The 15,297-nt window shown below is 60.0% G+C and carries 13 protein-coding genes; 7 read left to right on the top strand and 6 right to left on the bottom strand.

Annotated features, from left to right (window positions below):
- From cyoA to hmpA, 4 genes are all read right to left on the bottom strand, one after another.
- Positions 1-942, bottom strand: a complete 942-nt coding sequence (gene cyoA / locus BW33_RS12360; protein ID WP_027612162.1) for a ubiquinol oxidase subunit II — start codon at positions 940-942, stop codon at positions 1-3.
- 826 nt (positions 943-1,768) lie between these two features.
- Positions 1,769-2,278 carry a disulfide bond formation protein B gene (locus BW33_RS12355; RefSeq protein ID WP_025109264.1) on the bottom strand — a complete coding sequence of 170 codons (510 nt, stop codon included), beginning with the start codon at positions 2,276-2,278 and terminating at the stop codon, positions 1,769-1,771.
- Between the two features lie 25 nt (positions 2,279-2,303).
- Positions 2,304-2,864: an ester cyclase gene (locus tag BW33_RS12350; RefSeq protein WP_047599255.1), complete on the bottom strand. Its 561-nt coding sequence runs from the start codon at positions 2,862-2,864 to the stop codon at positions 2,304-2,306.
- 218 nt (positions 2,865-3,082) lie between these two features.
- Positions 3,083-4,264 (bottom strand): NO-inducible flavohemoprotein, encoded by a 1,182-nt coding sequence (gene hmpA, locus BW33_RS12345; protein WP_047599253.1) that lies wholly within the window; start codon positions 4,262-4,264, stop codon positions 3,083-3,085.
- 162 nt (positions 4,265-4,426) lie between these two features.
- Between hmpA and norR the strand changes: the two genes are divergently transcribed.
- The 5 genes from norR (at position 4,427) to BW33_RS12320 (ending at position 8,935) form a co-directional block, all read left to right on the top strand.
- Positions 4,427-5,983, top strand: coding sequence for a nitric oxide reductase transcriptional regulator NorR (norR, locus tag BW33_RS12340; RefSeq protein WP_047599251.1), 1,557 nt, complete (start codon positions 4,427-4,429; stop codon positions 5,981-5,983).
- 261 nt (positions 5,984-6,244) lie between these two features.
- Positions 6,245-7,147 (top strand): chemotaxis protein CheV, encoded by a 903-nt coding sequence (locus BW33_RS12335; RefSeq protein WP_047599250.1) that lies wholly within the window; start codon positions 6,245-6,247, stop codon positions 7,145-7,147.
- A 27-nt stretch (positions 7,148-7,174) separates the two neighbouring features.
- A complete protein-coding gene (locus BW33_RS12330; RefSeq protein WP_047599248.1) occupies positions 7,175-7,633 on the top strand; it encodes a GNAT family N-acetyltransferase in 459 nt (152 codons plus the stop codon).
- Between the two features lie 142 nt (positions 7,634-7,775).
- Complete coding sequence (locus tag BW33_RS12325; RefSeq protein WP_047599247.1) at positions 7,776-8,099, top strand: hypothetical protein; 324 nt, start codon at positions 7,776-7,778, stop codon at positions 8,097-8,099.
- 86 nt (positions 8,100-8,185) lie between these two features.
- Complete coding sequence (locus BW33_RS12320) at positions 8,186-8,935, top strand: YkgJ family cysteine cluster protein (RefSeq protein ID WP_047599245.1); 750 nt, start codon at positions 8,186-8,188, stop codon at positions 8,933-8,935.
- Between the two features lie 187 nt (positions 8,936-9,122).
- Here BW33_RS12320 and BW33_RS12315 read toward each other — a convergent pair whose 3' ends face one another.
- Entirely contained in the window at positions 9,123-9,362 is a 240-nt protein-coding gene (locus BW33_RS12315) for a hypothetical protein (RefSeq protein ID WP_041071739.1), read from the bottom strand.
- Between the two features lie 291 nt (positions 9,363-9,653).
- On the bottom strand, positions 9,654-10,016 hold the full coding sequence (locus BW33_RS12310; protein ID WP_047599243.1) for a DUF6124 family protein: 363 nt from the start codon (positions 10,014-10,016) through the stop codon (positions 9,654-9,656).
- A gap of 1,019 nt (positions 10,017-11,035) precedes the next feature.
- On the opposite strand from BW33_RS12310, the gene BW33_RS12305 reads away from it, so the two are divergent.
- Together BW33_RS12305 and BW33_RS12300 are read left to right on the top strand one after the other, a co-directional pair.
- Positions 11,036-12,196: an efflux RND transporter periplasmic adaptor subunit gene (locus tag BW33_RS12305; RefSeq protein WP_047599241.1), complete on the top strand. Its 1,161-nt coding sequence runs from the start codon at positions 11,036-11,038 to the stop codon at positions 12,194-12,196.
- The gene (locus tag BW33_RS12300) at positions 12,193-15,294 is read left to right on the top strand and encodes a multidrug efflux RND transporter permease subunit (protein WP_047599239.1); all 3,102 of its coding nucleotides are present in this window, start codon (positions 12,193-12,195) and stop codon (positions 15,292-15,294) included. Before BW33_RS12305 ends, BW33_RS12300 begins: the two co-directional genes overlap by 4 nt.
- The last annotated feature ends 3 nt before the right edge of the window (positions 15,295-15,297 follow it).

Genomic DNA, 15,297 nt, shown 5'->3' with positions numbered 1-15,297 from the left:
TTACTCCTCTGCCCCGGCAGCTGAATGCGAATTCGAGTCCATGTCCGTTGCCGCCACTTCTTTCTCTTTCTTCTCGTGCTTCAGCGGCTTGCCCGGTTTCATGCCTTCGTACTTGTCGACGATGGTCTGGAACAGGTTCGGCGTGACCGAGGAGTAGAGCTCGACTGGATTGTTCTGGCTTGGCTTGGCAAGGGCTGCGTATTCAGCTTGTTCAAGCTGTTTAGGTGCCTTTTTGACTTCACTTACCCAGGCGTCGAAATCTTCCTGAGAAGTTGCGATCGCTTTGAATTTCATACCGGTGAAACCAGCGCCACTGTAGTTGGCGGAGATACCGTCCATTTCAGCGTTGCGGTCAGCGATCAGGTGCAGCTTGGTGGTCATGCCCGCCATCGCGTAGATCTGGCCGCCCAGGCCCGGGATGAAGAACGAGTTCATCACGGCGTCGGAGGTGATCCGGAAGTTGACCGGGGTGTGCGCCGGGAACACGATCTTGTTGACCGTGGCAATGCCTTGTTCCGGGTAGATGAACAGCCACTTCCAGTCCAGCGCAACGACTTCGATGGTCACCGGCTTGACGTCGGATTCAATCGGACGGTACGGGTCCAGTTTGTGGGTCGAAATGTAGGTGATGTAACCCAGGGCGATGATGATCAGAACCGGGATGGTCCAGACCGCCACTTCGATTTTGGTCGAGTGCGACCATTTCGGGGTGTAGACGGCATCCTTGTTGGACGCGCGGTACTTCCAGGCGAACAGGAAGGTCATGACGATAACCGGCACAACGACCAACAGCATCAGCAGCGTGGCGGTGATGATCAGGTTGCGCTGTTCCAGGCCGACCTGGCCCGTTGGATTGAGCAGGGTCATGTTGCAGCCTCCCAGCAACAACGTGCCGAGCAGCGGCACTAGGCCTAGTAATCTGGGGTACCTGTTTTTACTCATCTCACGACCTCTAAAGCAGCTTGCGCAATGCAGTTGGGTTTTGATCGCCAACACTTCACCCTGCCAAGGGTTGGCATTTTCTTTGGATTGAATAAGGGCCGCCCGTCGCGCGTCAGACGCTCGACAAAACCTTGGGACAGCGGTCAGTTCTTATTCGAATTCGTGGTCAAAGGCCTTGTTACAGACCAATTCCATTTGGTGCGGAAAGTTGGAAGGCACCGACACCTGGGTGTCTCAAAAGCCTTTCGGCCCGCTCGACACCCGACTTCCTGTCCAGTTCCTTAATAAAGGTTGAACAGTGCCGGGAATTCAGTGCGGGCGATTGTAGATAGGTAGCGCCCTATACACCATGTCTTATCCCGAAATAATTTTTATCGCTCAGAGCAACAATCCATCACCGTTTTTGCAAAAGTTCCGCATGTTATCGAAATCGATTCTCAACAAAAACACCAAAAAATGTAGGTCTATACACCTCAGTTCAGACAGCTCCGAAGGCTTTTTCCCTGCGCCGAATCGGCGCAAAGCCCGATATTCAAAGGCCTCTGGCCATCTGCCAAAGCCTGTTAAAACTGCCTGATCTGGCACCTGCGTGCAAAACCAGAAAAATGCCGAAACAGACCAATCTTTTTTTGTAACATTACGCCAATCCGGGTCGCCGAAACGCCCTGCGACACGGCGCGTGTGACAACATGTCGCACACCTGTCGCACTCTCCATTGCCGTTCGTCACGGTGATTTCACAAACACTCTGAAATGCAAAACGCCCCGAGCGGCTGATCCGCAAATCGGGGCGTTTTCTGTATCGGCCAATCTGCCGAAGAGTTGATTCAGCGCAGTGCTTTTCGGTTACGCGAGGTCAGCAGCGGCACCAGGATCACCACCAGCACGAACGCCACCAGTGCCCATTGCGCCAGCGACAGACCGAGGATCGGCGGGTACGGCGTCGAGCAGAAACCATCGACCTGGAAACCCAGCGGGAAGATCTTCGCCAGCGGCAGGTCATCGACAATCGGCTGCAACACATCGATGCCGCAGCTCACCGCCGGATAGAACTGGGTGTACACATGATGCCCGGCGACGCCGGCACCGGCGATCGCGCAGATCACCACCAGCACTTCGAACACCGTGATGCTGCGGCGGGTGCGCATCGCCGCGCCGATAAAGGCGAACAGCGCAATCAGCAGCAACGCATAACGCTGCAGGATGCACAGCGGGCATGGCGCCTCGCCCAGCACGATCTGCATGTACAGCGCGCCACCAATCAACGCCAGGCAGATGATGCCCAGCAGCACCAGAAAGCGCCGCTCACGTCCCAGTCGAATCGTTTCCTCGCTCATCGCGTTTCCCTTGTATGTCCATGGTTCAGCTGGCTGGCGGCTGCGCTTGCAGTTGCGCCATCAGACTGATGTTGTCTTCGATATGCCAATTGGCGGCGATGCGACCGTTGTCGATCTGATAGATATCGGTTGCCCGGAAGTCTACACGCTGGCCCTGCCCTTTAAGAGTCTTGAACGTTCCACTGAAGTGCCCGCGAAAGTGCAGATGCACCACCACGCGGTCACCGGCAATGATCATTTGCTCGATCTCGCAGCTCAGGTCCGGCACCGCCGTGCGAAAGAACTTCGACGCCAGCAAAGGCCCGGTCGGCCCCTGCACCCGACCTTCGGGCGGGGTCTTGTCGACAAACTGCGGCGACAAGGCTGCCGTGGCCAGCGCCTCTTCCCCACTGTTCCAGAAACTGCCGTAACGTCGCGCCGCCAATTCCATTGCATCGCGCTGAGCCTTGGGCAGGCTCTGATCGACGACCAGGGTCTGTGGTGCGATCAAGGCCGATTCGGCCGAAGCAAACGGACTGGCCAACAAAACAGCCGACAAGCCAAGTGTTGCCAGGCTCGAACGAGAGGAGAAGATGATGTGCGACATGGGGGCGATCCTGATCAGTTAAACGAACGAGCGCCTATCATCAGCATCGGGGAATAAACGATAAACCGGTTAAGAAACGATTAACCTTTAAACAGAATTTAAGAATCGAGACCGCGTAACGGCCTTCGCGAGCAGGCTCGCTCCCACATTGGATCTGCATAGAACACAAATCCTGTGGGAGTGAGCCTGCTCGCGAATGAAGGCAACCCGATTCTGGATTATTCCAAAGCCGCAGCCGGCCCGAAGAACTCGTAACGGCTCTGCTGCTCCGGCACACCCAGCGCCTTCAGATGCCGCTTGATCGCGCCCATGAAGCCCTTCGGCCCGAGGAAGTAAGCGTCGACGTCACGTTGCACCGGCAGCCATTCGCCCAACTGCTCCTGACTGAGGATCCCGACCTTGTCCGCCGCCGGACTCACGCCGTCATCTTCGGCGTAGCAATAGAAGCGCTTGAGCTGCGGATGACGCGCCGCCAGCCCATCGATCCAGTCGCGGAACGCATGCACGCTGCCGTTGCGCGCGCAGTGGATAAAGTGCACCGGGCGCTCGGTTTGCAACGCTGCTTCGAGCATCGCCAGGGTCGGCGTGATGCCGACGCCGCCACTGATCAGCACCAACGGTTTGTCGCTGGCAGTCAGGGTGAACTCGCCCGATGGCGGGAACAGCTGAATGCTCGCGCCAATGTGCAATTGGTCATGCAAGTGGTTGGACGCACGACCACCCGGTTCGCGTTTGACGCTGATGCGGTACTGACCTTTATTGGCCAGCGCCGACAGCGAGTAGTTGCGTCGGATTTCTTCGCCATCAAGAATCAGCTTCATGCCGATATACTGTCCCGGCTCGGCGGCAAGGATCGGACCTTTGTCCGCCGGCTCGAAGTAGAACGACGTGATCTCCGCGCTCTCCTCGACTTTGTCCACCACAATGAACTCCCGCGCCCCGCGCCAGCCGCCGACCGCTTGTTCTTTCTGGTCGTAAATCGCTGCTTCGGCGCCAATCAGGATCTCGGCCAGTTGCCCGTAAGCCGCACCCCATGCGTTCATGACTTCAGGCGTAGCGATCTCGTCGCCGAGTACTTCGGAAATGGCGCGCAGCAGGCAGGTGCCGACAATCGGGTAGTGCTCCGGGAGGATTTGCAGGGCGACGTGCTTGTTGATGATCTTCGCCACCAGATCGCCCAACTGGTCGAGCTGATCGATGTGTCGGGCGTACATCAATACACCGTTGGCCAAGGCACGCGGCTGGTCGCCACTGGCCTGGTGCGCCTGGTTGAACAGCGGGCGAACCTCAGGGTATTCAGAGAGCATCATGCGGTAAAAGTGGGTGATCAGCGCTTCACCACCGCTTTCCAGCAGTGGCACAGTGGATTTGATGATGGCACGATCCTGGACGCTAAGCATAAGAGTAACTCCTGAGCTTTTTGAGAATTACCTTAGGCTTATCAGTTTTCGTGCCAGATTAATTATCCTTATAAATCAATTACTTATTTTTTACATAGTCATTTAGACGCAAAGCGATTTATAGTCATCTCGACTACATCGAGTCTCTTTGACTACAAGACCATGACCGCCAAATCCTTGCTCACCGCTTTACTGCCACTGGTTTCCGACCTGTCTCGCGAACTGCCCGAAGGCGAGCGCTACCGACGCCTGCTCGAAGCCATGCGCGCCCTGCTGCCGTGCGATGCCGCCGCGTTGCTGCGCCTGGACGGCGAATGGCTGGTGCCGCTTGCGGTGGACGGCTTGAGTACCGACACCCTCGGCCGGCGCTTCAAGGTCAGCGAGCATCCCCGCTTCGAGATCCTGCTGGACGGCGCCGGGCCAACGCGGTTTGCCGCCGACAGCGACTTGCCCGATCCTTACGACGGCCTGGTCGATGGTCTGGGCGATCACCTTGAAGTACATGACTGTCTCGGCTGTCCGCTGTTCGTCGATGAAAAACTCTGGGGCCTGATCACCCTGGATGCGCTCGATCCGGAGCGTTTCGAGCCGGTCGAACTCGACGCCCTGCACGCCTTCGCCAGCCTCGCCTCGGCCACGGTCAACGCTGCCGAGCGCATCGAACGCCTGGCGCTGCGTGCCGAAGACGAACACCAGCGGGCCGAGGTCTACCGCCAGGCCAGCGGTCAGCAGCAGCGCGAAATGATCGGCCAGAGCAAGGCGCACAAACATCTGGTGGAGGAAATCAATCTGGTCGGTGGCAGCGACCTGACGGTGCTGATCACCGGCGAAACCGGGGTCGGCAAGGAACTGGTGGCGCAAGCGATCCACGCCGCCTCCCCGCGCGCCGACAAACCGATCATCAGCCTCAACTGCGCGGCCCTGCCCGACACCCTGGTCGAGAGCGAATTGTTCGGCCACGTGCGCGGCGCCTTCACCGGGGCCACCAGCGACCGCCGCGGCAAGTTCGAACTGGCCAATGGCGGTACGCTGTTTCTCGATGAAGTCGGTGAGCTGTCGCTGACCGTACAGGCCAAGTTGCTGCGGGTGCTGCAAAGCGGCCAGTTGCAGCGGCTCGGCTCGGACAAGGAACATCAGGTCGACGTGCGCCTGATCGCCGCGACCAACCGCGATCTGGCCGAAGAAGTGCGCAGCGGCCGCTACCGCGCCGACTTCTATCACCGCCTGAGCGTGTACCCGCTGCGAGTGCCGGCGCTGCGCGATCGCGGGCGCGATGTGTTGCTGCTCAGCGGCTTTTTTCTGGAACAGAACCGTTCGCGCATGGGCCTCAACAGCCTGCGTTTGAGCAGCGACGCCCAGGACGCGTTGCTCGCCTACACTTGGCCGGGCAACGTGCGCGAGCTGGAACACTTGATCGGGCGCAGTGCGTTGAAGGCGCTGGGCAATTGCAAGGTGCGACCGAAGATCCTCAGCTTGAGCGCGGCGGATCTGGATTTGCCACGCGAGGTTGTGGATAACTCGCCCGCGCCTGCTGCCGATATTTTAGCCGTGGCGCCGCTGATCAATGGCGACTTGCGCAGCGCCACTGAGGAATATCAGCGCCGCTTGATCAGTGCGGCGCTGGAACGCAATCAGGATAACTGGGCCAGTGCGGCGCGGGAGCTGGGGCTGGATCGGGCGAATCTGGGACGGCTGGCTAAACGCCTTGGAATGAGATAGACCTCCATTGTGGCGAGGGAGCTTGCTCCCGCTCGGCTGCGCAGCAGTCGCAAAAGCAGCGGACATGACCAACCTGATACACCGCGGTGGATGGTTATGGGAGCGCTTCGCACTCCAGCGGGAGCAAGCTCCCTCGCCACACCGTTTGACCCGGATTGGGGATTGAGCCTAAAGCCTGCCCCCGACAAGTCGATAACCCGGCATCAATAGTTTCTGGCGATTTGCACCCTCGCCCATCACCTTTTTCCACAGAAGGTTTTTATGTCTTCCAACAAAGCCCGCGCAGATTCACTTTCGCTTCTGCTGTTTACCTTGCGCAGCGGCAAGCTGATGGCGATCAACCTGCTGAAAGTCAGTGAAATCATCCCCTGCCCGCCGCTGACCAAAATGCCCGAGTCGCATCCGCACATCAAAGGCATTGCCACCCTGCGCGGCGCGGCGCTGTCGGTGATCGACCTCAGCCGCGCCATCGGCGAGCGACCGCTGGAAGACCCGAACGGCGGCTGCCTGATCGTCACCGACGTCAGCCGTTCGAAGCAGGGTCTGCACGTGCAGGCAGTGAGCAAAATCGTCCATTGCCTGACCACCGACATCAAGCCGCCGCCGTTCGGCTCCGGCGGTTCGCGCGCCTACATCACCGGCGTGACCTCGGTCGACGGCACACTGGTACAAGTGCTCGACATCGAGAAAGTTATCCACAGCATCGCCCCGGCGCAGATCGAGATGGCCCCGACCGATCTGAGCATGGAAGACGCCGAAGTGCTGGGCAACGCACGGATTCTGGTGGTCGATGACAGCCAGGTAGCGTTGCAGCAATCGGTGCACACCCTGCGCAACCTCGGCCTGCAATGCCACACCGCGCGCAGTGCCAAGGAAGCCATCGACTGCCTGCTGGACCTGCAAGGCACCGCGCAACAGATCAACCTGATCGTCTCCGACATCGAAATGTCCGAGATGGACGGCTATGCCTTCACCCGTACCCTGCGCGAGACGCCGGACTTCGCCCACCTCTACGTGCTGCTGCACACCTCGCTCGACAGCGCGATGAACAGCGAGAAAGCACGCCTGGCCGGGGCCAACGCGGTGCTGACCAAGTTCTCCTCACCGGAACTGACCCAGCGCCTGATCGAAGCGGCCAAACATGTCGCCGCCAACGGTCACTGAGTTTTGGGCCAGACGTACTGCTTTTTGATGCGGCGCGACCTTCGTCAGGACGTGCCACCGATCCATTGGGCGGAAGGCATTGAGCTGAACACTTATCGTCCGGAACTGGCGGCGGCCGTGCATCAATTGATGCAACTCGGCTACCGCGAGGGTGGCGGCCGCGTGCCGGCACTGGAGGAGTGGCAGCAGCGCTTCGAGAGCGATCCCGAATACGATCCTGAATTGTGCTTCATTGCCACGGACGCCGAAGGCGTGATCGGCGTGGCGCAATGCTGGACCAGTTCATACATCAAGAATCTGGTGGTGCATCCGCGCGCGCAGCGTCGTGGACTGGGTCGAGCGTTGCTACTGAATGCATTCAAGGTATTTCAGCAACGCCGTGAAGGATTTGTCGATCTGAAGGTGCTGGAAGACAATCTGCGGGCGCAGCGTTTGTATGAAAGTGCCGGGATGTATGTGGTTCGCCGGGAACTTGTAACGGACTGATCGACCGTCTTCGCGAGCAGGCTCGCTCCCACCCTGGAATGCATTTCAAACTGCGAGCCTGCTCACGAAGAGGCCAGAACAGGCAACTTCCCTACTCAGGCAGACTCCAACCTTGGCCCACCACGACCAAGGATGCCCAACCATGAAAACCCTCACCCTGAGCCTGCTCTGCCTCACCGCCCTCGCCTCCCAGGCCCACGCCTCCAGCCCCGACGCCTGGGCTGCCTACGACAAAACCGTGCTCGCCAGTTGCACCAAGGCCAGCGGGCTGAAAGACGCCAAGCCGGTCGGCACACCCGCGCAATTCGATGACCGCGTTGGCTACACCGCCGTGCTGCTGCAAGGCCAATACCCGCAAAAGCACATGAAAGGCCAGCAAGGCAGCGAGCTGTGCCTGTACAGCAAAAAGTCGAAAACAGCCTTCGTCACCGAATGGGACTCGATCCGTCCGACCAGTAAGCCTTGAGGACTGGCGCACAACTTGCTTCGATCAGCTTCAACCTGGCGACTTTATGTCGCCGCTTCACACTCTGATTGAAGATTGATCGTGCAATGAATACGACATTTTCCTGCGTCGGTTGCGGCAAATGCTGCACCGACCACCATGTGCCCCTGACCTTGGCTGAAGCCCGCATGTGGGCGGCGGATGGCGGTCAGGTGATCGTGCTGGTGGAGGCCTTTCTCGGCAACGGCCTGGGCCTGCCGGCGCAGCAGCGTGAACACGCCGAACGACGTTCAGCGGCAGTGCGCAGCGGTACCACCGAGGCCCACGTGGCAATCACTTTCGCCGCCTACAACGTCGGTCGCTGCCGGAATCTTGACGAAGACAACCTGTGCCGTATCTACGAGCGCCGACCGTTGGTGTGCAGGATTTATCCGGCAGAAATCAACCCGCACATCCCGCTCAACCCGGCGGCCAAGGATTGCCCGCCAGAGTCGTGGCAACAGGGGCCCCTGCTGATTGTCGGCGGGGAGCTGGTCGATCAGGAAGTGCTGGAGCTGATCCAGCGTTCGCGCCAGGCGGATCGCGATGACATCCGCATCAAGGATGCGATCTGCGCGGCGCTGGGGATTCGCACCACGGCGCTCAAGGGCGACGGGTTTACCGCGTATTTGCCGCAGATGGACGCTTTTGCGGCAGTGATCGATCAGGTTTCAGCACAGCCGCCGAGTGAAACGCCCAGTGAATGGTTGTTTCATTTGTCCGGGGCTGATGTGGCCGGGCAGTTGCTTGCCGCCGGGGCCCAGGTGGTGACTGAGCCGGCGCAGACGTATGCGTTTATTTCGCTGCGGGCGGCTTGATCCGGATTTTGCAGAGATCGCCGTGGCTCATCGCGAGCAGGTGAAGACCTACAATTGAAATGCGTTCTTCTGCAGGAGTGAGCCTGCTCGCGATAGGCCAAGCTTGAACAACCTCAATCCTGAACCTGCCGTCGTCCCACAACTCCCTTGCCAACAAACACAAATCCCCACGCCGCTCTGCGAATACTCAGCGCTTGCCCATCGAACGCCGGGTGCCCGGCGGCGCCATGCCCGGGGTTTTGGTGTGACCATTCTTGGCGCCGTTCTTGTACCACGGCTGATTCGAACCCTTGGCGGCCGCCAGCTCACCCGGTTTGAACGGGAACTTGAAAGCCGGGATCTCGGGTTTGGTTTCGCTGGCGTCAGTCAGCTCGGCCGGGACATCGCTCACAGCGTCGTCAACCGGCGGTTGGGTCGGGGAAGTCATAAAAGCTCCGCAAAGCAAAAAGTCGGGCCCGAACAGTGAGCCGCGAAGGCGCGCAGTATACCTGCGCGCCCAGACTCGGCACCTGAAGATTTGCAGCGCACGCCGAACGGTTTACAGGGACGTGACGGTGCAACGTTTATCTGCGCACTGGGGCTCAAGCTTAGAGGCTTAGTCGGCAAAGAGTGGCGGTGACGAACGGTGGCAGTAAGACAGTTGCTCCCACAGGAGGAACGCGTTTCTCTGTGGGAGTGAGCCTGCTCGCGATGAACGATGACGCGGTACTCGGACGGATCAAGTGCGTGGATCAACCCGATCCAGCGCCCGGTTCACCGCCAGTTCGGCGAGCATGACAATTTGCTGGATCGCCAACGCCGTGCTGCGTTGCGGACCGCCGAGTTCATTGGCGAAGTTACTGGCCATGGCACTGGCAGAGGCCAACGATTCGTAAGCGTGGGCGAGCAGGGTTTCGGTGTCGATAGCTGGGTTGACCAGAAACATTGTGCTTGGCTGTCGCGGCTGGGCGGGTTGCGGACAGAGGTAAAAGTCGAGCGCGCGTTTGATGGCTTCGCGGTTTTGGGCGAGGTCTTCAGCGCGGATGGCTTCGGCGAGCGGGGTTGTGGTTTCGGGGGGTGGGTCTGGAATCAATTTATCCATGAGTAGCTCCTACTTGTATTGGGGAGCCAGCCTTTGTCGTTTCCACACGACAAAAGGTGGCGACTGTGCGCGGGGTGGAAAACCGATAAGTAGGCAACCGGCCAGACCGAAGTCTGCCCACGCACAGCCGCCGCGACGCAGTTTGCAGACGAAAAAAGACGTCGGCAACGATTACGGTGCTGGTGCATTGTTTCTACTTGAATCGGGTTTCCACACCCGATCGCTGAATTGGCAGCGACAACCAAAGACTAGAGACCGCATGTCCGACGGACAACCTGAAAACCTTGTGGGAAGGTTCTGGTTTGCTCACACACTTTTAAACACAAACCCACTCACTGTAGGAGCTGCCGAAGGCTGCGATCTTTTGGCTTTGGCTTTCACAACTCAAAAGCGAGATCAAAAGATCGCAGCCTTCGGCAGCTCCTACAGGGAGACTGGGTGCATTCAGTTGAAGATTGGTCGGCTGTCAGGCCGCCATCGCTGGCAAGCCAGCTCCCACAAAAGAGCAAAAGCAAGATCAAAAGATCGCAGCCTGCGGCAGCTCCTACAGGGAAGATAAGTACAACCCGCATGCGGCGCATGCCGCCCCACTCCAGGATGAGCGCAAGCTCGGCTGCAGCTCTTGATCTTGATCCACGGGCGACGTCGGAAGGCTGAGTGGAGGGATTGATCCGGGCGTGGGAGCGCAGCGACCGTTTGGCGAAGCCAAACACAGCGAGAGGAGGTGCAGCGAAGCAAACCGTAGGCGCTGCGCCCGGATCGATCCCGCAGCGAAGGAACCCCGAGCCCCGGCGAGCGGGCCGAACGCAGGAGCAAGCGTTTTTTTGCTTACTTTTTTTAGGCGTTTGTAAAAAAGTGAGTCGCCGTAAGGGCGAAACCGTAATCAGCAACACCCGCAGAAACGGATATACACCCCGGCGAAACTGACAGCGCTGACAGCCAGCCGTCACCCTACTGACCTGCAGACAGGTTTATAAAGACAACAACCCAGCCCAAACTCCGTCCGGCGCCAACCCCGCATGCGAATCCAAAAGAACAAAGCCCTGCTCGCCATCCTATTGATCGTCCTCGCAGGCGCAGGTCTGTGGTACGCCCTGAAACCCGCCCCCACCAAACTCGCCACCCCCACCACAATCCCGGTGCGAGTCATAGCGGTCAGCGAAAAAGACGTCCCCCGCTACACCACCGGCATCGGCTCCGTACTCTCATTACACAGCGTCGTAGTGCGCCCGCAAGTCGACGGCATCCTCACCAAAATCCTCGTCAAGGAAGGCCAACTGGTCAAGGCCGGCGACCTGCTCGCCACCATCGACGACCGCTCGATCCGCGCCAGCCTCGACCAGGCCCGCGCACAACTGGGCGAAAGCCAGGCACAACTGCAAGTCGCCCTGGTCAACCTCAAGCGCTACAAACTGCTCAGCGTCGACGACGGCGTCTCCAAGCAGACCTATGACCAGCAACAAGCGCTGGTCAACCAACTCAAGGCCACCGCCCAAGGCAACCAGGCTTCGATCGACGCGGCGCAAGTACAACTTTCCTACACGCAGATCCGCTCCCCGGTCACCGGCCGCGTCGGTATTCGTACAGTCGATGAAGGCAACTTCCTGCGCATGACCGACACCGCCGGCCTGTTCACCGTGACCCAGATCGACCCGATCGCCGTGGAATTCTCGCTGCCGCAACAAATGCTGCCGACCCTGCAGGGCCTGATCAACGATCCGCAACACGCACAGGTCAAGGCCTACATCGGTGCCGACACCGACGGCGAAACCGGCAACCTGCTTGGCGAAGGTCACCTGACCCTGATCGACAACCAGATCAATGCCAACACCGGCACCATCCGCGCCAAAGCCGAATTCGACAACGCCAGCCAGAAGCTCTGGCCTGGCCTGCTGGTGACGGTAAAAATTCAGACGGCGCTGGATAAGAATGCGCTGGTGGTACCGCCCACCGTCGTACAGCGCGGTCTCGACCAACACTTCGTTTACCGCGTGAATGGTGACAAAGTCGAAGCCGTACAAGTGCAGATGGTGTATCAGGGCAGCGGCCAGGACATCATCAAAGGTGTGAAGGCCGGTGACGTATTGGTGACCGATGGCCAGTCGCGGCTCAAACCCGGCTCGACCGTGCAGGTCATGAGTGAACCGCCGCAAGTAGTGCAAGCGGAGCCGAAACCATGAAGGCGCACAAAGGCGTCTCCACCTGGTGCATCGATCACCCGGTCGCGACGATTCTGCTGACCATCGCATTGGTGCTGGTCGGCGTGATTGCCTTCCCGCGCCTGCCGATCGCGCCACTGCCGGAAGCGGAATTTCCGACGATTCAGGTCTCGGCGCAGTTGCCCGGCGCCAGCCCCGACACCATGGCCTCGTCCGTGGCCACGCCGCTGGAGGTGCAATTCAGCGCCATCCCCGGCATGACCCAGATGACCTCCAGCAGTGCGCTCGGCTCCAGCTTGCTGACCCTGCAATTCACCCTCGACAAGAGCATCGATACCGCCGCCCAGGAAGTCCAGGCAGCGATCAACACCGCCGCCGGCAAGCTGCCCAAGGACATGCCGACCCTGCCGACCTGGAAGAAGGTCAACCCGGCCGACAGCCCGGTGCTGATCCTCAGCGTCAGCTCGACGCAAATGCCCGGCACCGAACTCAGCGATCTGGTGGAAACCCTGCTGTCACGTCAGATCAGTCAGATCGACGGTGTAGGCCAGATCAACATCACTGGTCAGCAACGTCCGGCGATCCGCGTGCAAGCCTCGGCCGACAAACTGGCGGCGATCGGCCTGACCCTGGCCGACATTCGCCTGGCGATCCAGCAGACCAGCCTTAATCTTGCCAAAGGCGCGTTGTACGGCGAATCGAGCATCTCGACGCTGTCGACCAACGACCAGTTGTTCAAACCCGAGGACTACAGCCAACTCATCGTTTCCTACAAGGACGGCGCCCCGGTTCACCTGCGTGACGTCGCCAAAGTCGTCAACGGTTCGGAAGATGCCTACGTGCAGGCCTGGGCCGGTGATCAACCCGGAGTGAACCTGGTGATCTCGCGACAACCGGGGGCAAACATCGTCGAAACCGTCGACCGCATTCAAGCCGCCCTGCCCGGCCTCGAAGCCATGCTCCCGGCCTCGGTGCAGGTGAAAACCCTGATCGACCGCACCCAGACCATCCGCGCCTCGCTGCATGAAGTCGAGATCACCCTGCTCATCGCGATCCTGCTGGTGGTGGCGGTGATGGCGCTGTTCCTGCGGCAATTGTCGGCGACCATGATCGTCTCGGCGGTACTCGGCGTGTCGCTGACCGCCAGTTTCGCCCTGATGTACCTGCTGGGGTTCAGCCTGAACAACCTGACGCTGGTGGCGATCGTCGTCGCGGTCGGGTTTGTCGTCGACGATGCGATTGTGGTGGTAGAGAACATCCACCGGCATCTGGAGGCCGGCGACAGCATGCGCGAGGCGGCGATCAAGGGCGCCGGCGAGATCGGTTTCACCGTGGTTTCGATCAGTTTTTCGCTGGTGGCGGCGTTCATTCCGCTGCTGTTCATGGGCGGCGTGGTCGGGCGACTGTTCAAGGAATTCGCCCTGACGGCGACCTCGACCATTTTGATTTCGGTGGTGGTGTCGCTGACCCTCGCACCGACGCTGGCGGCGTTGTTCATGCGCAAACCGGTGCACCACGCCCACGACAAACCGGGCTTCAGCGAACGCCTGCTCGGCTGGTACGAAAAAGGTCTGCGCCGCGCCCTCGCCCACCAGAAACTGATGATCGGCGTGTTCGGCCTGTCGCTGGCACTGGCGATTGCCGGTTACATCTTTATCCCCAAAGGCTTCTTCCCGGTACAGGACACCGGTTTTGTCCTCGGCACCACCGAAGCCGCTGCGGATATTTCCTACGGCGACATGGTGAAAAAACACTTGGCGATGGCCGAAATCGTCGCCGCCGATCCGGCCGTGCAGGCGTTCTCGCATTCGGTGGGGGTGTCCGGCAGCAACCAGACCATCGCCAATGGGCGCTTCTGGATTGCTTTGAAAAAACGCGGCGACCGCGACGTATCGGCCAGCCAGTTCATCGACCGCATCCGCCCGCAATTGATGAAAGTCCCGGGCATTGTGCTGTACCTGCGCGCCGGCCAGGACATCAACCTCAGCTCCGGCCCGAGCCGCGCGCAGTACCAATACGTGCTCAAGAGCAACGACGGCGCAACCCTCGCCACCTGGACCCAGCGCCTGACGGAAAAACTGCGCAGTAACCCGGCGTTCCGCGACATTTCCAACGACCTGCAACTGGGCGGCAGCATCACCCACATCAGCATCGACCGCAGCGCCGCCGCACGTTTCGGCCTCACTGCGAGTGATGTCGACGAGGCGCTGTACGATGCGTTCGGTCAGCGTCAGATCAACGAGTTCCAGACCCAGGTCAACCAGTACAACGTGATTCTGGAACTGGACACCAAGCAACGCGGCAAAGCCGAAAGCCTCAACTATTTCTACCTGCGCTCGCCGCTGAGTGGCGAGATGGTGCCGCTGTCAGCGCTGGCCAAATTCGATGCGCCGACCATCGGCCCGCTGTCGATTGCCCATGACGGCATGTTCCCCGCCGCCAACCTGTCATTCAACCTGGCGCCCGGCGTGGCGTTGGGCGACGCGGTGATCCTGCTCAATCAGGCCAAGGCCGAGATCGGCATGCCGACCGCGATCAGCGGCAATTTTCAGGGCGCGGCGCAGGCGTTCCAGAGTTCGCTGGCCAGTCAGCCGTGGCTGATTCTCGCGGCGCTGGTGGCGGTGTACATCATTCTCGGCGTGCTCTATGAGAGCTTCGTGCATCCGCTGACAATCATCTCGACGCTGCCGGCAGCCGGTCTCGGTGCGGTGATCATGCTGTGGATCTGCGGTCAGGACTTTTCGATCATGGCGTTGATCGGGCTGGTGTTGCTGATCGGTATCGTCAAGAAGAACGGCATCCTGATGATCGACTTTGCGCTGGAAGCCCAGCGTAATCGCGGACTCGCGCCGCAGGATGCGATTTTCGAAGCGTGCCTGACGCGGTTCCGGCCGATCATCATGACCACCCTCGCCGCGCTGCTTGGCGCGTTGCCGCTGATGCTCGGTTACGGCACCGGCGCCGAATTGCGCCAGCCGCTGGGGATTGCGGTGGTGGGCGGCTTGCTGGTCAGCCAGATGCTGACGCTGTTTACCACGCCGGTCATATACTTGTGGCTTGAGCGGCTATTTCACAGGCCCAGACCAATGCCCACGACGGCACTGGCGACCACAGACTGAGGC

It is taken from the genome of Pseudomonas sp. RIT288 (assembly GCF_000631985.1).
Lineage (GTDB): Bacteria > Pseudomonadota > Gammaproteobacteria > Pseudomonadales > Pseudomonadaceae > Aquipseudomonas.
This window is presented reverse-complemented; position numbering and strand designations above follow the sequence as displayed.